A 17,533-nucleotide genomic window follows, 5' to 3' on the forward strand; every position below is an offset into this window, starting at 1 on the left:
GCCAAATTCGTCAAGATAGATGTAATTGCATTTATGGAAGACGAGCGATTGATAGAGAGTGGTCAACCTACATTGGCAGCCACGCGCGCATGGATCGCGCTCATGCGGGCACAGCAGCGCGTGCTCTCTCACATCGAGAAGGATTTCAAGGCGGCTGGCCTGCCGCCGCTTGGCTGGTATGACGTGCTCTGGGAACTGGTGAAAGCCGAAACCGGGAGGCTGCGCCCCTTCGAGATCGAGGCTCGAACGCTGCTCGCCCAGTACAATCTCTCACGCCTGATCGATCGGCTGGAGAAGGAGAAATTGGTGCGCCGTGAAGCGTTTGATGAGGACGGCCGAGGCCGTTGGGTCGCCATCACCGAAGCGGGCCGTGCGATGCGCAGTCGCATGTGGCAGACTTATTCAGGGTCGATTGAAAGGCATGTCGGCGCGAAGCTCAGCGAAGCGGAAGCAAGCGATCTCGCCGACCTTCTTTCGCGACTAACCTGAACGATTGGGACGGTCTGCCGAGAAAATCAGCCAATCAAAGGGGCGGCGATCGCCTTGAGCACCGCTTGCGCGTCTTTCGGTGCAAGCCGCACCTGCAGCCCCCGCTGACCGCCATTGATGAAGGCCAGCGCTTCGCCGAGCGCCGTTTCCTCTATCGCTGTCGGCACGATCTTCCTTTGGCCGAAAGGGCTGATGCCGCCGACATGGTAGCCCGTCAGCCGCTCTGCTTCGGCGGGTTTCATCATGTTTGCCGATTTGCCCCCGAAAGCGGCTGCGAGCTTCTTCATGCTGACTTCGCGATCGGAGGGCACGATGCAGCAGACCGGCTTGCTGTCCACCTCGGCCATCAGCGTTTTCAGGACGCGGGAAGGATCTTCGCCGAGCGCCTCGGCGGCCTGCAGACCGACGCGTTCTGCCCCGGGATCGTAATCGTAGCTGTGGACGGTGAAGGAAATGCCGGCCTTGGCGAGCGTCTGGGTGGCGCGGGTCGTCTTCGACATGGCTCGCCTCTCAGGCGCCATTTACAGCGAACAGAGCTTCGTAGAGCTCCGGCTTGAAACCGACCAGCAGCCGGCCGTCGGCCTCGATCACCGGACGCTTGATCATGGACGGCTGTCCCAGCATCAACGAAATAGCCTTCTCGACCGTCAGCTCGTGCTTCTCCGCCTCGGGCAAATTGCGGAAGGTCATGCCCGACCGATTGAGAACCGTCTCCCAGCCAAATTCTGCGCACCAGCGTTCGAGATGCGCGCGGTCGATGCCTTCGAGCTTGTAGTCGTGGAACCCGTAGGCGACGCCCCGGCCGTCGAGCCAGCCGCGAGCCTTCTTCATCGTGTCGCAGTTCTTGATGCCGTAAATCGTGACCGTCATTGCCAAACCTGTTGCGTATAGAGATCTCCGAGCGACCGCGCGCCGCCCCGGAGAAAAGACATGCCGGTGATCAGCTTATACCGACATAGCGGCCCGGCTTGTGGTTGATCGCGAGCGTCATGTTCACGGCGGCCGCGCCGAGGATCGAAAGCAGCAGGTTTGCAGGCGGCAGCACGAAGAAGGCGGCCGCGAGGATCGCCAGATCGACTGCCAACTGGAAATAGCCGGCACGGATTCCCAATCTGTCCTGCAGATAGATTGCCAGGATGTTGATGCCGCCGAGGCCGGTGCGGTGGCGGAAGAGAACGAGCAGGCCCACCCCCATCAACCCGCCGCCGACGATTGCGGCGTAGACCGGATCGAGCCTGGCGAATTCCACCCATTGCGTGGTCAGGCGCGAGAACAGCGAAACGAGGCTGACGGCAACAAAGGTGCGCAAAGCGAACGGCCAGCCGAGCCGCTTGATTGCCAGGAGATAGAACGGCAAGTTGACGAGCGAGAAGACAAGCCAGAAAGCGGTACCGGTCGCGTATTGCAGAAGCAGAGCGAGGCCGGCCGTGCTGCCTGCAAGCAGCATGGCCTTGCCGTAAATAACGACGCCGAGTGAGACGATCAGCGTGCCGGTGAGGATGGCAAGTGCATCCTCATAGAAGCTGTGGCGCTCCGGCGATGCGGTGCTGATGTGCGTTGTCCCCTCGGCTTTCATCGCGCGATCCAAACTAAAGACTGGTGAAGTTGCGAACGACGTCGGCGACTTCCGCCGTCTTCAGCCCGGCGATGTTGATGCGGCCTGACGTCGGCATGTAGATGCCGTGCTCGGTCCGGAGCCGCATCACCTCCGCTTCGCTGAGCGGCAGCATTGAGAACATGCCCTCCTGATCGGCGATCGCGCCGAGCGTCTGCCAGCGCGTTCTGAGACCTTCGGCGAGCGCGCGGCGGATACCGATCATGCGGAGCCGCATCGCCTCGAGCTCCTCCGCCCAGTCGCGCGCAAGGTCCTGATTGGCGAGAATGGTGCGCACGACGGCGGCGCCGTGATCCGGCGGCATCGAATAGCTGGTGCGGGCAAGGCCGGCGAGGTTGGAGCGTACGGTATCGGCCGTTGCGGGCGAGGCCGTCAGTGCGAAGATGGCGCCGGTGCGTTCGCGATAGAGGCCGAAGGACTTGGAGCAGGAAACGGCGACAAGCGCTTCTGGAACGATGCCGATGAGGTGCCTGAGGCCGGCGACGTCCTGGTTGAGGCCGCGGCCGAATCCCTGATAGGCGAGGTCGACCAGCGGCAGCAGACCACGCTGCGCCACGATCGCTGCGACCTCCAGCCATTGCGCCTCGGTCAGCGCGCCGCCGGTCGGATTATGGCAACTCGCATGCAGCAGCACGGCGTCGCCGGCCGCCGCGCCCTCAAGCGCTCTGATGATGTTGTCGAAGAGCACCGCCTGCGAGGGAATGTCGAAAAAATCGTAGGGTGCGGTTTCGAGGGCGGCCGCCTTGAAGATGGCCGCGTGGTTGGGCCAGCTCGGCAGACCCAGCCAGATCCGTCGGCCGCCCAGGCGATGGATGAGGTCCGCCGCCAGCCGCAGCGCGCCCGAGCCGCCAGGGGTCTGCACGCCTGCAACACGGCTCCGCTCCACAGTGTCGCCGCCGACGAGCGACCAGAGGTGATCCAGGAAAACGGGATCTCCCTCGGGGCCGACGTAGGCCTTTGTATTCTGCGTTTCCAGAAGCCGCTTTTCCGCCGCCTTCACGGCACGAAAGATCGGAGTGTGCCCCGTTTCGTCGCGATAGACCCCGACGCCGAGATCCACCTTGCCGGGGCGCTCGTCCTTTCCATAGAGGCCGATCAGGGCCAGCAGTGGGTCGTCGGGTTGGCGGGCGAGAGCATCGAACATGGCGGAGTTCCCCTTGGTGCCGCGGACGAGGAATAGTCGTTTCGGGCAGGAAGAAAGGCAAGCCGCGTGAGCGACATGTCTCTTTCTTCTGTAAAATAATCGTGGCGCAAAATCGATGCTATATTTGCCCGAATTTCCGCATGGAACGTGCGAAATTCACGCTGTACCGCGGTTGATTTGTGCAAATTCGCGCATAGGGCCTGGAGGCGTCCGATCGAGCGATCGCGCCCCAGCCTCGCGATCAATGTTGACTGCCCGGGCGACCGTCAGGCGTTCAAGCTTCGAGCGTGCCGGGCTTGCGGATCGCCCGCGACGGTTCGGCGCAAGCGACCTTCATCAGATCCGACCGGCGGCGGGCGAAGCGGGTCGAGACACGGGTGACGATCAAGCCGTCCTGGGGCGCCCGGACCTCGACTGTGCCGTCGGGCATGCCGGGTTTGGTAACGATCGTCGCGAGCACGTCTCCAGCCTTTACGCTCTCGCCGATATCACGGTGAAACAGGATCGCACCTGCTTGCGGAGCGCGGATCATCTCGACATTGTCGAGGGGTACGGCCTTACCTGCGAACACCGGAGGCTCGGGGAGGGTGGCCGCGATGACGCCACGGCCGACGAGAAATCGCCAGACGCCTTCAGCGTCGTTGCGTGCCGTTTCCGAAGAAACATCACGCGTGCCGCGCAATTCCACGGTCACGGAAAGACGGCCGGGCAGGCGGGTCTTTCTTTCACCTTCCGCCTGATATTTCCACGCGTAGGCGACGGCCTCCTCGAAAGCGGAGCTTTCCCCGTCGGAGAGGAGCACGGCTTTCATGTCGAGCGCCGCTGCGAGATCCGCCGCTTCCGGCCAGAAGGCCTCGTCGATATAGGCGTATTGCAGTCCTTCGTCGTCGCAATGCAAATCGAGGATCAGCTCGGCGCCGAGCGCCATGTGCAGCAGATGCCGCTTCAGCCTGTCGGTTGCCGGATACCGGTCGATATTCTCGAGCAGGCTGCCGCGCTCTCGAAGGGCGATCAGCGGAAAGTCGCGGTTGAAATTGGTCCGCGAGCCCAGGTCGAAACGGCCCTCCAACTCCCCGAAATGCGTTTGCGCCGCACCGATCGGGTTTGCTTGGGGAACGATGATGACGTCGCCGAGGATTGCGCCGTTCCGGTCTGCATGGCGGAGCTTCTCCAGGAGGAAATGGGCGAGCGCGGTGCCGGGGAGCTCGTTGGCGTGGAGCGCCGCTTGAATATAGGTTCGCGGCGCACCCGGCTCTATTCCGGCAAATCGGAACACCGGCAGCCGCCATTCGATTCCCATGGTGTCGCCGGCGATGATGATTTCGGAAATTTCCACTTTTCTCGTCCCTCGCGATTGTCGGCTGGAAGCCGGTCCGGTTTATGGCGCTTTGAGCTAACCTAGGCAAGGCGAGGGCTCTCAACCGGCGCAGCTTGGACGCGACGGAAGTTGATCACACGGCAAGCGGCCAGCGATTGAGATGACGCTGGCGGCTTTGACCATAAAGACTGTGCACAAGCGTGAACTCGCGTACCGTCCAGGTGATGGGCTCTTCGAGGCGAACCTCAGGAACGACCCGATAATCGTAGAGCAAGGTCATATGCGGCTCGAATGGCCTGCGCTGATGCAGAAGATCGGCAAGCTGTCCATGAATCTCGCCGAGCATGCCGGCACCCTCGCGACATCTGAGGACGAGCGCCCGACTGTTCCTCGTCCGGAAGCTCGATGTTCGGTCGAGTGTCAACTCGAAAGGAGGGGCTCTGACCCTGCTGCCAATGTTGCCTGCGGCCGAAATTGCGCGCCGAAACATATGACTCGGAACGGCGAGACTGACGAGCGAGATATGCAGCCGCTCCGGTGGATAGAGCCGCCCTGATAGGCTGTATTCCCGCTTCAACCGAAGTCCCGCATCGAGGATGCGCTGAGCGGCGCTCAGCTCCGGCAAAACGGCGAAATAGAGGAGGTCGTTTTCGGCAGGTGCCGGCGTCGGACCGAAGCACAATGAAAGCTGATCGCTCATGGCACCCTCCACCAGCCTCAGGATCGCGATGCGGCTGCTCCGCAGGAATGGGAATATAGTCCCATACTGCGATCGTACCAAGCCCTGCGCCGACTCGAGCGACGATTCGGCGCTAGATCGTGCCGGGCGTCACTCGGAGCGACCATGCGAACGATCGCCTCTCGGCTTTCACATCATGAACTTGGGCAATGCAGCCGCCAACGCATCCACAGCAACGCGGACCTTGAGCGGCAAGTGAGGTGTCTTCACCCATAGGGCATGGTTGTCGAAAACATACCCGGGTTCATTCGGCAAAAGCGCAATGAGCGCGCCCACGCGTATGCGCTCACGGACGAGCCAGGACGGCAGCCAGGCAAGCCCTAGGCCGGCTGCTGCAGCATCGGCGATTGCATCGAGATCGTCGAGCCGCAACCGGACGGTTGGCGTGACCTCTGCCGTTGGCTGGTCGTCGCGCGGAAACAGCCATGGGTGGACCCAACCCGGCCGATTGTAGATGATGGCGTCATGCCCGCTGAGATCCTCGACGGCCACCGGCCGGCCGTGTGTCTCGAGATAGGATGGCGAGGCGCAGACGACCATGCGGTGGCGCGCAATGCGACGCGCAATCACCCCGGCCCTGTCCTCCAGATTGCCAGTTCGAATGGCGAGATCATAGCCATCCTCTACCAGGTCGACGAGGCGGTCGCTGAACGACAGATCAAGCTCCAGCCTGGGATATTGCTGGGCAAGCTCAAGCAAAATGGGAGCAACGCAGTGTCGGCCGAGCAGCGCGGGCATGGTGATGCGCAGCCTTCCGCGCGGCTCGGAAAGCTGCCCGGTCACCAGCGCGTCCGCGGCTTCAGCCTCAGCGACCACCAGCCGGCATCGCTCATAATAGGTACGCCCGAAGTCCGTCAGGCTTTGGCGGCGTGTGGTCCGGTTGATGAGGCGCACGCCCAGACGTTCTTCAAGAAACCGGACATGCTTGCCGACCATAGGCCCAGATAGACCGAGAGCGTTCGCGGCGGCCGCAAACGAACCCAGATCCACGGCCTTGACGAACACGGCCATGCTCGTAAGGCGGTCCATATTCAAAACTCCCGGTTTCTACTATCCTTCCTTTGCAGCTATTTATCCGCCTGACGCCCGCTGGCATAGCTTATTCAGTTCAATCATTTTGGGGTTATGGCCGGATGACACGAGTTGTTCGCTTTCATGAGCATGGTGGTCCTGAGGTTCTGCGTATAGAGAATGTCGATGTTCCGGCGCCCGGTCGAGGCGAGGTGCAAGTTCGTGTCAAGGCGTTGGGCCTAAACCGAGCGGAGGTCTTGCTGCGGACGGGCTCCTATATCGAAACGCCGACACTGCCTTCCGGTCTTGGCCTCGAAGCAGCAGGTATCATCGAATCGGTCGGCGAAAGCGTGGATGGTTTCATGCGAGGTGACGCGGTCAGCATCGTTCCGCCACGATCGATGGTCCGCTGGCCTGCCTATGGCGAGCTCGCCACATTTCCTGCCGAACTCGCGGTCAAGCACCCGCCATCGCTTAGCTTCGAAGCGGCGGCCGCCCTTTGGATGCAATATCTCACCGCCTATGGCGCGCTGATCGACATTGCCAAACTCCACAGCGGCGACTTTGTTGTCATTACCGCGGCGTCGAGCAGCGTCGGACTTGCCGCGATCCAGATCGCCAACATGGTTGGCGCGACCGCCATCGCGGTCACGCGAGGGTCGGCGAAGAAGCAGGCCTTAGTTGAGCATGGCGCGACACATGTCATCGCTTCGGCGGAAGAAGATCTGGAGGCCCGGCTGAAGGAGATCGCCGGCCTGAATGGCGTACGCGTGGTGTTCGACGCTGTCGGCGGCCCGATATTCGAGCCGCTGACGGCCGCCATGGCCCCGGGTGGCATTCTCATCGAATATGGTGGCCTGAGCCCAGACCCGACACCCTTCCCGCTGTTTGCCGTTCTCAGCAAGTGCCTGACGCTGCGTGGTTACCTCGTTCACGAGATTGTCGGCGATCCCGCGCGATTGCAGGCGGCCACGGCATTCGTCCTCAAAGGACTGGAAGCGGGTGCTCTCAAGCCTGTAATCGCCAGGACCTTCCCGTTCGATCAGATCGTCGAAGCGCATCGCTTTCTGGAGTCGAACGAACAATTCGGCAAGGTTGTCGTGACCGTTTGAGCGACCATGTGCACCCCTTGCGTTAGGCAGGCGCGGCCGATCCCAGGGTTTCCGCGAGCACGTCAGCCAGACCGCGACCGGCGCTGCCATCCTCATCAAGGTGCGGATTGTAGATGGTCACTTCGATGCCGACCGCCTTGCCACTCGCCAGAATGATCCGGAGCGCCGCCCCCAGCTCATCCCATGACAGCCCGCCCGGAACACGGAAATCAACCGCCGGCATGATGGCATCGTCGAGACAGTCGGCGTCCAGGTGTATGAAGAAGCCATCCAGTTCCGCCCGCGTCAGGTGTTGAACCGCCGCGCGGGCGGCGTTGTCAATGCCCAGGCGACGCACGGCGTAGAGATCGTAGGCGCGGAGCTCCCGGGGCAAAGGCTGGCTACCGAAATCTGCCTGATCTTCATGGTCGCGAAAGGCGAAGGCGACGGCATCCTCTGGCCGCACCAGCGGACGACGACCTTCGAGATCGGTCAGCAGTGCCGGGCCATAGCCGGTGACGAAGGCGAGGTCCATCGATGCGCCCTCGCTATTGGGCTCCGCCTCCGGCTGAAAAAAGTCGGCATGGCCGTCTATGAAAAACAGGCCATAGCGGCCGCGCCGCCGCAACGCGAGCATTGGACCCAAGAGGATCGTGCAGTCGCCGCCCAGTACCACCGGAAACTCGCCCGCGTCTAGCACCGCCGTAAAAGCGTCGGCGAGCCTCGGCGACCAAGCGGCGATCGCCTTGGCGTTCAATGTCAGGGTTTCGGGGTCAGGTATCGCGTCCTTCGGCGGAACGGCGAGACGGCCGGCACGGCGCGCCCGGAGGCGATCCGCCAGCCCCAGCTCCAGGAGCCGGGCAGGCAACTCCTCCACGCCGTCGGCCGCCAGACCGAGCGCGGAAGGGGCTTCGAGGATGGCATATCGGCGCGTGGACATGCAAAGCTCCGGCTGCTGTGAGCTCGAACCCATGCAAGGCCGGAATGTTCCTCACGCCGATCTGCTTACTCCCACTCTATTGTTTTTGATCCAGCTAGACGATTGATCTACCTAGGTTTTTCTTGTTTCTGGCCTGGAGAGCCGGCGCTCGAGCCGGCAAAAAACTACGGTGTTGATATTAAGGGGAAATCGCCACAAAAATATTTTTGACATTTCACCAACTATCGGGACCGGTCGTAGGATTTACGCCCCTCGCGTCGCGACTAACACGACGCACCTCGAAGAGTACCGTCATCAACGCCCGGCGGGCCAAACCGGCCTTCTTCTCTTGGCGAACAGATCGTGATGCTACCGGGGCGACAAGGCAACAGGCACTGTCCGCCTTCCACCTGCTGGCGACGGTGCCACCGAGCATCGGCACGCCGGAGGACTTGCTGCCGCGCGGGATTCCGTTCACGAAGAAGACGTCAACCATGCACAGCCAGTGTCATGTTGCTGGGGTTCCCAGCCCTTCCAGCAGCGTGCTCAAGGCCGCATCCAAGGGGGCCGATCCCACCTTCTCGGGCACCAAGAGCCCATCGATCGCAAGCATGGTCATGCCGTGGATGAGCCCCCACCAGGCTGCCGCCTGACCTTCTATCGGCCGCTTGCGAATGCTCCCCGCGGCCTGACCGCGCCGGAGGATTTCGAGCGCCACATCGAAGACCGCGAGCGCCCGCTCATTGAGATGCATCCCTGCGGCTTTCTCCTCCCCTGCGCTAAACATCAGGCGGTAGAGAGCCGGGTTGTCCGTTCCGAACGCGACGTAGGCCCTAGCTATCGGAGTGATTTCGTCGCGCAGAGTTTTGGGCGCTTCAGACTTCGCAGCCGATAGGGACTCGCGCAGCCGGTCGAACCCAATCATAGCGAGTTCTGCAAGCAGCGCGGCCTTATCGGGGAAGTGCTTGTAGGGTGCCGCGTGGCTTACGCCAGCCCGGCGGGCGACTTCCCGCAGCGTGAACTGCCAGCCCTTCTCCTCCCGAAGCATATCCAACGCCGTCTCGATAACCGCACGACGGAGATCACCGTGGTGATAGGGGCGGTTGGGTGCGTCCTGCATGGTACCTCGAAGTTTCTTGTGCTTACATTGTTGACAGTGGCTACTTAAGCGCCTATGTCAAGGGCATAAGTTTCTCTTGTCTACATTGGAGTGGACCATGAACGCAACCGCAAATATCACCGACGCTAATCGGCTGGGCAGTCTCCTCGTGGCCCAGCGTGCTGCCTTCCTGCGTGACGAAGCGCCATCGCTGGCGCAGCGACGCGCTGATCTGGCTAGGTTCAGGGCCACGATAATCGGGCACCGCAAAGCGATCGAAGATGCCATCAATGCCGATTTCGGGCATCGCTCGAGGTATGAGACGGCGATCATGGAGGTTGGAGGGGTTGCCGAGGGCACGAAGTATCTGATCCGCAACCTTCGTAAATTCATGGCGCCTTCCCGCCGCCACGTTGCTCTGCACATGCGGATGGGCAACGCCCGCATTGAATATCAGCCGCTTGGTGTCGTCGGCGTGATGTCACCGTGGAACTATCCGGTGAACCTCGCGCTGATGCCGGTCGTAACGGCCATCGCTGCCGGAAACCGGGTGATGCTGAAACCTTCGGAGTTTACACCCGTCACCAATGCGCTACTCGCAAACATGTTCGGCGAGATATTCTCCGAGGACCAGTTCGCGATCGTGACCGGTGATGCGGCGGTGGGGGCGGCATTCACTGCCCTACCGTTTGACCATCTCGTCTTCACCGGCAGCACCGCAGTGGGGCGGGCGGTGATGAAGGCTGCTAGCGACAACCTTGTCCCGGTCACCCTTGAACTGGGGGGCAAATCGCCGGTCATCGTCGCCAAAGGCCACTCCCTCGACCAAGCGGCGGCGTCCATTGCTTTCGGCAAGCTGCTCAACGCCGGCCAGACATGCATCGCCCCCGATTACGCACTCGTCCACGAAGACGACGTCGACTCGTTCGTCGGGGCGTATGACCGGAAAGTGGCGTCCTTCTATGCGGATGGGCCGACGAGTGAACACTATACTTCCATCATCAACGAGCGGCACCACGCCCGGCTCCAGGGCCTGATCGAGGATGCTAGAGCCAAGGGAGCGCGGATCATCGAGGTCGGCAACCGGCCCGGTGATGCATCTCGTCGCCCCAACACGCTGGCGCCAACCGTCGTGCTTGGCGTCACAGACACCATGCGCATCGCTCATGAGGAGATCTTCGGCCCGGTCCTGCCGATCTTTCCCTACCGCGACATCGGCGATGCGATTGCCTATGTGAACGCCCGGCCTCGGCCGCTCGCGCTCTACTATTTCGGTGCCGCTGATGAAGACCGACGCATGGTGCTGAGCCGAACAACCTCAGGCAACGTCACTATCAACGGCACGATCATGCACATCGCCCAGGATGACTTGCCCTTCGGCGGCGTCGGGCCCAGCGGCATGGGCGCTTACCATGGCGTCGAGGGCTTCCGTACGCTCAGCCATGCCAAGGGGATCTACGAGCAGGGTCGCTGGAACCTCTCCAACCTGCTCCATGCCCCGTTCAGACAGCCGATCGACATCATCCTCAACATGATGCTCCGGTGACCAGCATGCCCTCGTCAAATCAAGCTCAGGAGCATCCGCACATGACCACCCACACATCGTTGCCGCTACGCGGTTCCTGCGAATGCAGCGCTTGCTCGTTCGAGGTGCATACGTCGCCGAGAGCCAGGTTCCGGTGCCACTGCCTGATCTGCCAGGCGTTCAACGACAAACCGTTCGCGGATGTGGTCGCTGTTCGCGCCAGGGATGTCGTGCTGAAAAACGCCGGCAATATCTCATTCAAGAAGTACCGTCCGCCACCGAACTTCAATCGCGGAGTCTGCCGGACCTGCGGCAAGCCCGTTGTGGAGGTTGCGGGCGTCGGGCCGTTCAAGGTGATGTTCATCCCGGCGAGCAACTTCGAGCCCGAGGCCCGGCTGCCGCCGGTTCGGATGGATATTTTCTATCACCGTCGTGTGCTGGACATGCCCGATAGCTTGCCCAAATACAGCGGCTATTTCGCGAGCGAGCTGGCGATCGGGAAAATGATCATGAGTGGCTTGTAGGGCGCCGGCTAAAGTATCGTTCGCACGGAAGCGCCACGTGAAGGCCTGCTTTCACATTGGATTTCAATGCCTTGATCGGCAAAAAAGTACCGTCAGACCGAAAATGGATTGACGGTACTTTTCTCAGACGTTCGGCCGCACACGACAAGTACCGTCAAAAGTACCGTCAAACAGATCCGCTTCACTTTCGCCGCCCGTGACCGCCGGCGGATAAATTTAACGAAATCAGTCGCTTGAGCATCAACGATTCAATTGATGATGCATCTTGGATAGTGCTTGCACTGTTCGAAATCGTTGTATTTTTTCAACGACAGGCTACGATTTCCTACGCCAGGCTGCGCTATTCCCCTACTCCCACTCGATCGTGCCCGGCGGCTTCGAGGTGACGTCGTAGACGACGCGGTTGATGCCGCGGACCTCGTTGATGATGCGGGTTGCCGCACGGCCGAGGAATTCCATGTCATAGTGGTAGAAATCGGCGGTCATGCCATCGACCGAGGTAACGGCGCGCAACGCGCAGACGAATTCGTAGGTGCGCCCGTCGCCCATCACCCCGACCGTCTGAACCGGCAGCAGGACCGCGAAGGCCTGCCAGATGGCGTCGTAGAGGCCAGCCTTGCGGATTTCGTCGAGATAGATCGCATCCGCCTCGCGCAGGATTTCGAGCTTCTCGCGGGTGATGCCGCCGGGGCAGCGGATCGCGAGACCCGGGCCGGGGAACGGATGGCGGCCGATGAAGCTGTCGGGCAGGCCGAGTTCGCGGCCGAGCACGCGGACTTCGTCCTTGAACAGTTCGCGCAGCGGCTCGACCAGCTGCATGTTCATGCGCTCCGGCAGGCCGCCGACATTGTGGTGCGACTTGATCGTGACTGAAGGACCGCCGGTGAAGGAGACGCTCTCGATGACGTCCGGATAAAGCGTGCCCTGGGCGAGGAAATCCGCGCCGCCGAGTTTCTTTGCCTCTTCTTCGAAGACCTCGATGAACAGGCGGCCGATGATCTTGCGCTTCGTTTCCGGATCGCTGACGCCTTCGAGTTCGCCGATGAAGCGATCGGACGCGTCGATATGGAGCAGATGCAGGTTGTAGTGCTCCTTGAACATGGCGACGACGTTGTCCGCCTCGTCCTTGCGCATCAGCCCGTGATCGACCAGGATACAGGTGAGCTGGTCGCCGACGGCTTCGTGGATGAGGAGCGCGGCGACCGAGGAGTCGACGCCGCCGGAAAGCGCGCAGATCACCTTCCTGTCGCCGACCTGCTCGCGGATCGCCTCGACCGCCTTGGCGCGGTAGGCCGACATGGTCCAGTCGCTCTTGATGCCGGCGATCTTGTGCACGAAATTCGCGATCAGCTTGGCGCCATCCGGCGTGTGGACCACTTCCGGATGGAACTGCACGGCGTAATACTTGCGCTTCTCGTCGGCGATGAAGGCGAAGGGCGCATTCGACGAGGTTGCGACGACCTCGAAACCGTTCGGGATCGCGGTGACGCGATCGCCGTGCGACATCCAGACCTGGTGGCGCGAGCCGACCGACCAGACGCCGTCGAAGAGAGCACATTCCTTCTCGACGTCCAGGAAGGCGCGGCCGAATTCGCGGTGATGGCCGCCCTCGACCTTGCCGCCGAGCTGCGCGCACATGGTCTGCTGGCCGTAGCAGATGCCGAAGACCGGCAGGCCGCTGTCGAAAATGATCGACGGCGCACGGGGAGAATCGATATCAAGCGTCGAGGCCGGGCTGCCGGAAAGGATCACCGCTTTGGGTTTCAGCCGCTTGAAGCCGTCTTCCGCCGACTGGAAGGGGACGATTTCGCAATAGACACCGGATTCACGCACGCGCCGGGCGATGAGCTGGGTCACCTGGCTGCCGAAATCCACGATGAGAACGGTGTCGGGATGGGCTGTCTGGGTCATGTCGGGCCTTCAAACAAGCTTGATCATGGCGAGCCTTTAATGAAAGCCCGGCGTTGGCGCAACGATTACATTGCACCCCGACAATTTAGGCCCGTCAGAGCCCGATTTCACCGGTTTCGATCGCTCTTTCCAGCCTGTCGATCACTGCTGCGAGCTTTTCGTCGATGACGTGGAGATATTCGGTCCAGTCATCGACATGCTTCAGCTCCGCCTTGCCGTCCGAGATGCCGCGCAGTCCGATGAGCGGCACCCCGAAGGATTGGCAGGCGCGCAGGACGGCGAAGGTCTCCATGTCGACCATGTCGGCGTCGATGCCGTCATAGGCGTCCCCGGAAACGATGTCGGCGCCGGTCGAAAGCCGCGCCTGCTTTACGCCGGGGATGCGCAGCGGCAGTTCGATGACGGCGGGCAGATCGAGGAAGGGTGTCGCGCCTTTTTTAAAACCGAGCGGCGAGGCGTCCATGTCGCGATAGCTGACGGAAGCGGCCTGGTAAATTTCGGTCTGTTCGAGTGTGGCGGAGCCCGCCGAGCCGAGCGAGACGACGAGATCGGGCAGGCTATCGCTGGCCGCGAGTTCGGCGAGCGTTCGGGTCAAGGTGACTGCCGCCTCGACCGGGCCGACGCCGGTCATCAGCGGCGCAAACCGGTCGCGCAGACTTGGGCCATATTCCGCATCGACGGCCATGACATAGAGGACCTTCCTGCCGGCGACCGGCTTCAGCTCGAAGCTCATCCCTCGATCCCCTCGCGTCCGCGCACCACCATCATCGTTCCGGTCATCGAGGCGATCAGTTTGGCCGGCCCGTCGGATCTCACCGCATAGGCGCGCCCGTCCGAAACGATGATCGTCGAGCCCGGCTTCGTCACCTCGCCACGGAAGAGGAAGCGCTCGCCGCGGCCGGGCGAAAGAAGGTTCACCTTGAACTCGATCGTCAGCAGCGATGCCTCGGCATCGATCACCGAATAGGCCGCATAGGTGCCGGCGGCATCGAGGGCGGCGGAAATTACGCCGGCATGTAAGAGACCGTGCTGCTGCGTCAGCTTGGGATCGAACGGCAATTCGATCTCGACGGTCCCCTGTTCGACGCGCGTCAGTTCGGCGCCGATGGTGCGCATGGCCGCCTGACGGTCGAAGCTTTCCCGAATACGGGCGCGGAAGTCGTGCGGCTCGCTGTCGTCGATCAATATAGAAGACCTTCCCGAGAACGGGCCCAACCGCCCGCGTCGGCTGACAGTCGCATGCGCGCGGAGACAGGACAAGCATGAGAGATGCGGAAAATCGACGCGCTCGGGGCACCAACACGACGCGGCGTACCGCGCATGAATCCGACGTGGAAAATACCCTCCCGCAGGCGCGATATTGAAGCCGGTGCCGCTTTCGCAAGGCCCGCCCGATCCATATATTTCTATGATGAAGAACATCAGACGCATTGAAATCCGTCCAGCCGTGCCCAGCGACGCCCTGATGATGGCATCCGTGCTGGTCGAAACCTGGCGGTCGACGTTTCGGGGGCTCATCTCGGACGCCTATCTTGACGCGATGACGGTCGAAGACCAGGCGATCCGGCACGCGCGACGAATGCGCGTTGCCGGCGTTTTTCATACCGTCGCGGTCGAGATGGCGACGAAGAAGGTGATCGGCCTGGCAAGTTACGGTCGGGCGCGATCGATGCCGCCGGCCTTCGACCGGGAGCTCTATACGCTTTATCTCCTAGAGGAGTTCCAGGGTGCCGGCATCGGTTCTGCCCTGGTGCGCACGATTGGCGGGCATTGTCGGCAGATGGGTGCCTCGTCGCTTTTTGCCTGGGTGCTTGCCGGCAATCCGAACCGTGTTTTCTATGAGCGGCTCGGTGCCCGTGCGGTCGGTCAAGGGCGCGTCAGCGTCGGCGGCGAAAGTCATGACCAGGTCGCCTACCGCTGGGATGATCTCGCGGCGCTCGCGGGCGCCGGCACTGTCGCTATGTGACGCGGCGCGGAACGCCATTGCAGTCTGACGATATGTTGATCCCAGGCAACTGCGCTTTGGCGTTGCTTGAACCGACCGTCATAGGAAGAGATCGCGAAGCCGTGTTCGGCCGCCGCCACGCCTGCCGCGTCTGCTACCGGCTCCTCCTTCACTACCGCCCCCGTCCTTGCGTCGAGCGTGACGGCGACACTGCCTTTCGGAGAGGTGAGGCCGACGAGCCCCTCGTGGCGGTTGACGGCAATGGCGCCGACATAGTTGGCGAGCGCCTCCGTGGTCCTGTCCGGCAGCGTGATGAGGGTCAGGTCCTTGCCTTGCGAGAAGTGCCCGACGAGCGGTGGCAGGTCGTTGCGGGCCCCTTCATATTGGCAGGCAAACCATATCCTGCCATCGGCGCCGATATCGACATGGCGGGTCGAAAGCCGGCTGAGTTCCTTTGGCAGCATGTGCTTCTGGATAAGCGCTCCAGTCGCCGTATCGACGAGGGTGAGGCTCGGCTCCATATGGTCGAGATTGAGCTTGGTGCGGCCGAAGTCCGGGTGAGTTTCGATACCGCCATTGGCGATCGCGAGCGTCCGTCCGTCGGAGCCGAGCGCCATGTCATGCGGACCTATGCCGTAGGTCGGGAATTCGCCGATGCGGGCAAAGCTCCTCGTCCCGTCATAGACGCCGATCATGCCCCGATTGGCGGAAAAATCGTTCTCGGTGGCATAGAGCAGGCGCCCGTCTGCGGAGAAGCAACCGTGCCCGAAGAAATGGCGGCCCTCAGTGGCGGCGATCACGATCGGCTCGGCGGCACGGTCCGTCGCAAGGATCATGGCGTAGGTGCCGGGCCGGCGGGCAAAGGCGACCGCGTGCCGGCTTTCTGGCGAGAAGGCCATGCCGTGCGCCCGCGCCGGCAGCAGCGTGCGCTCGATGATCTCTCCTTCTTCAGTGAGGGTCGCAATGCCATAGCCGCCGTCCGGCGCCATGAAGGCGGAGGCGAAGACGGCATCGGCTCTCTGGAGCGCGAAGGCGTCTCGCGGGGCAAGTGTTGCCACCCAGGCCGTGCCCGCCATCTTGACGAAGCTGCGTCGGTCGATGAGCTTTTTGGCGTCCATCCGGTCCTCGCCATAAGCAGGGCACCGACGGCAGCGATGCTGCCGCCGAGTTTCCGTTGAGGCTGTAGCAGATTGCGGCGTCAGAGCCATCCCCGCCGCTTGAAGTAGAGATAGGGCAGCACCGCCGAAAGCACCATCATCGACAGCACGTAGGGATAGCCGAGCTGCCAGTGCAACTCCGGTATCACCTCGAAATTCATGCCGTAAATCGAGGCGACCAGTGTCGGCGGCAAAAACATCACCGCAGCGACCGAGAAGATCTTGATGATCTGGTTCTGCTCGAGATTGATGAGGCCAAGCGTCGCATCGAGCAGGAAATTGATCTTGTTCGACAGGAACAGGGCATGATCGCCGAGCGAGGCCGCATCGCGCTGGATCAGCTTGATCCGCTGCCGGCTCTCCTTGGCGGCCTTGCGAGGGGCGCTTCCTTCGAGAGCGACATGATAGGCGACGAGCCTTCCGACACTGACCAGGCTTTCTCGGATGATCGTCAGCAGGTCACCCTTTTGGCCGATCTGCTCGATCAGCGACTGCAGATCACGCGTCTTCTTGGTGGCGCTGGGGCCGGACTTGCGGAAGACTTCGCGCGAGATCGCGTCGACGTCGCTGCCGGCGCGCTCCAGCGCATCCGCCGTACGGTCGATCATCGCTTCCAGTAGCCCGAGCATCACCAGCTCGCCCGTCTCGCAGGCTGCTCCATTCGGCTTCTGGATGCGGTTGGCATAGACCTGAAACGACTTCGGATCCGCATGGCGAACGGTCACGAGGGTCGTTCCCTTGAGGATGAAGGTTACCGGCACCTTGACCGGATAGTCACTGTCGAGCTTGGCCGTCGCCGTCATGGTCATGAACTCGGCGCCGTCTTCCTGATAGAGCCGATCGGAAAGCTCGATCTCCTGCATCTCGTCGCGCGTTGGAATTTCGAGGCCGAGCCGGCTTTCAACCAGCCGCGTCTCCTCGGCGGAGGGACTGAAAAGATCGAACCAGATCACCGGCTCGGCGGAGGCGAGACCGTTGAGCAGATCGACGAGCGCGAGGTGGCTGTTCTGGCTTTTGTAGATGCGCAGCATTTTGGGCTCCATGGG

General features: G+C 62.1%; 19 protein-coding genes. 5 read left to right on the forward strand and 14 right to left on the reverse strand.

The genetic code is table 11. From position 1 onward, the window contains the following. Nucleotides 1-33: 33 nt before the first annotated feature. Complete coding sequence (locus PYH37_RS12475) at nucleotides 34-489, forward strand: MarR family winged helix-turn-helix transcriptional regulator (RefSeq protein WP_280735262.1); 456 nt, start codon at nucleotides 34-36, stop codon at nucleotides 487-489. Nucleotides 490-515: 26 nt separating this feature from the next. On the opposite strand, the gene ybaK is transcribed toward PYH37_RS12475, so the two are convergent. From ybaK to PYH37_RS12510, 7 genes are all read right to left on the reverse strand, one after another. Beyond that, nucleotides 516-989, reverse strand: a complete 474-nt coding sequence (gene ybaK, locus PYH37_RS12480; protein WP_280735263.1) for a Cys-tRNA(Pro) deacylase — start codon at nucleotides 987-989, stop codon at nucleotides 516-518. Nucleotides 990-999: 10 nt separating this feature from the next. After that, nucleotides 1,000-1,359, reverse strand: a complete 360-nt coding sequence (locus PYH37_RS12485) for an ArsC family reductase (protein ID WP_280735264.1) — start codon at nucleotides 1,357-1,359, stop codon at nucleotides 1,000-1,002. A 70-nt stretch (nucleotides 1,360-1,429) separates the two neighbouring features. Continuing rightward, a complete protein-coding gene (locus PYH37_RS12490; RefSeq protein ID WP_280735265.1) occupies nucleotides 1,430-2,065 on the reverse strand; it encodes a YitT family protein in 636 nt (211 codons plus the stop codon). A 13-nt stretch (nucleotides 2,066-2,078) separates the two neighbouring features. Next, a complete protein-coding gene (gene tatA, locus PYH37_RS12495) occupies nucleotides 2,079-3,248 on the reverse strand; it encodes a tyrosine aminotransferase (protein WP_280735266.1) in 1,170 nt (389 codons plus the stop codon). Nucleotides 3,249-3,522: 274 nt separating this feature from the next. Then, nucleotides 3,523-4,584 carry a succinylglutamate desuccinylase/aspartoacylase family protein gene (locus PYH37_RS12500; protein ID WP_280735268.1) on the reverse strand — a complete coding sequence of 354 codons (1,062 nt, stop codon included), beginning with the start codon at nucleotides 4,582-4,584 and terminating at the stop codon, nucleotides 3,523-3,525. Nucleotides 4,585-4,699: 115 nt separating this feature from the next. Beyond that, a complete protein-coding gene (locus tag PYH37_RS12505; protein WP_280735270.1) occupies nucleotides 4,700-5,266 on the reverse strand; it encodes a 2'-5' RNA ligase family protein in 567 nt (188 codons plus the stop codon). Nucleotides 5,267-5,434: 168 nt separating this feature from the next. Beyond that, nucleotides 5,435-6,334 (reverse strand): LysR family transcriptional regulator, encoded by a 900-nt coding sequence (locus PYH37_RS12510; protein WP_280735271.1) that lies wholly within the window; start codon nucleotides 6,332-6,334, stop codon nucleotides 5,435-5,437. Nucleotides 6,335-6,438: 104 nt separating this feature from the next. On the opposite strand from PYH37_RS12510, the gene PYH37_RS12515 reads away from it, so the two are divergent. Continuing rightward, on the forward strand, nucleotides 6,439-7,428 hold the full coding sequence (locus PYH37_RS12515) for a zinc-dependent alcohol dehydrogenase family protein (RefSeq protein ID WP_280735272.1): 990 nt from the start codon (nucleotides 6,439-6,441) through the stop codon (nucleotides 7,426-7,428). 22 nt (nucleotides 7,429-7,450) lie between these two features. Here the strand turns inward: PYH37_RS12515 and PYH37_RS12520 are convergent, their stop codons facing one another. Together PYH37_RS12520 and PYH37_RS12525 are read right to left on the reverse strand one after the other, a co-directional pair. Further along, nucleotides 7,451-8,347 (reverse strand): arginase family protein, encoded by an 897-nt coding sequence (locus PYH37_RS12520; protein ID WP_280735273.1) that lies wholly within the window; start codon nucleotides 8,345-8,347, stop codon nucleotides 7,451-7,453. A gap of 487 nt (nucleotides 8,348-8,834) precedes the next feature. After that, nucleotides 8,835-9,446, reverse strand: coding sequence for a TetR/AcrR family transcriptional regulator (locus PYH37_RS12525; protein ID WP_280735274.1), 612 nt, complete (start codon nucleotides 9,444-9,446; stop codon nucleotides 8,835-8,837). A 97-nt stretch (nucleotides 9,447-9,543) separates the two neighbouring features. Here PYH37_RS12525 and PYH37_RS12530 point away from each other — a divergent pair, with 97 nt between their 5' ends. Together PYH37_RS12530 and PYH37_RS12535 are read left to right on the forward strand one after the other, a co-directional pair. After that, nucleotides 9,544-10,971: a coniferyl aldehyde dehydrogenase gene (locus tag PYH37_RS12530; RefSeq protein WP_280735275.1), complete on the forward strand. Its 1,428-nt coding sequence runs from the start codon at nucleotides 9,544-9,546 to the stop codon at nucleotides 10,969-10,971. A gap of 41 nt (nucleotides 10,972-11,012) precedes the next feature. Continuing rightward, nucleotides 11,013-11,474, forward strand: a complete 462-nt coding sequence (locus tag PYH37_RS12535) for a GFA family protein (protein WP_280735276.1) — start codon at nucleotides 11,013-11,015, stop codon at nucleotides 11,472-11,474. Nucleotides 11,475-11,822: 348 nt separating this feature from the next. Here PYH37_RS12535 and guaA read toward each other — a convergent pair whose 3' ends face one another. The 3 genes from guaA to PYH37_RS12550 form a co-directional block, all read right to left on the reverse strand. Further along, nucleotides 11,823-13,385 (reverse strand): glutamine-hydrolyzing GMP synthase, encoded by a 1,563-nt coding sequence (gene guaA / locus PYH37_RS12540; protein WP_280735277.1) that lies wholly within the window; start codon nucleotides 13,383-13,385, stop codon nucleotides 11,823-11,825. 94 nt (nucleotides 13,386-13,479) lie between these two features. After that, nucleotides 13,480-14,118 carry a 5'-methylthioadenosine/S-adenosylhomocysteine nucleosidase gene (locus PYH37_RS12545; RefSeq protein ID WP_280735278.1) on the reverse strand — a complete coding sequence of 213 codons (639 nt, stop codon included), beginning with the start codon at nucleotides 14,116-14,118 and terminating at the stop codon, nucleotides 13,480-13,482. Then, nucleotides 14,115-14,567 (reverse strand): PaaI family thioesterase, encoded by a 453-nt coding sequence (locus PYH37_RS12550; RefSeq protein ID WP_280736023.1) that lies wholly within the window; start codon nucleotides 14,565-14,567, stop codon nucleotides 14,115-14,117. Before PYH37_RS12550 ends, PYH37_RS12545 begins: the two co-directional genes overlap by 4 nt. Before the next feature lie 229 nt (nucleotides 14,568-14,796). Here PYH37_RS12550 and PYH37_RS12555 point away from each other — a divergent pair, with 229 nt between their 5' ends. Then, nucleotides 14,797-15,351 (forward strand): GNAT family N-acetyltransferase, encoded by a 555-nt coding sequence (locus PYH37_RS12555; protein WP_280736024.1) that lies wholly within the window; start codon nucleotides 14,797-14,799, stop codon nucleotides 15,349-15,351. Here the strand turns inward: PYH37_RS12555 and PYH37_RS12560 are convergent. Together PYH37_RS12560 and PYH37_RS12565 are read right to left on the reverse strand one after the other, a co-directional pair. Further along, nucleotides 15,297-16,448 carry a DUF1513 domain-containing protein gene (locus PYH37_RS12560; protein ID WP_280735279.1) on the reverse strand — a complete coding sequence of 384 codons (1,152 nt, stop codon included), beginning with the start codon at nucleotides 16,446-16,448 and terminating at the stop codon, nucleotides 15,297-15,299. The two genes, PYH37_RS12555 and PYH37_RS12560, sit on opposite strands and share 55 nt — an antisense overlap. Nucleotides 16,449-16,528: 80 nt before the next feature. Beyond that, complete coding sequence (locus tag PYH37_RS12565; RefSeq protein WP_280735280.1) at nucleotides 16,529-17,518, reverse strand: magnesium transporter CorA family protein; 990 nt, start codon at nucleotides 17,516-17,518, stop codon at nucleotides 16,529-16,531. Nucleotides 17,519-17,533: the final 15 nt, after the last annotated feature.

This window comes from Sinorhizobium numidicum (assembly GCF_029892045.1).
GTDB lineage: Bacteria > Pseudomonadota > Alphaproteobacteria > Rhizobiales > Rhizobiaceae > Sinorhizobium > Sinorhizobium numidicum.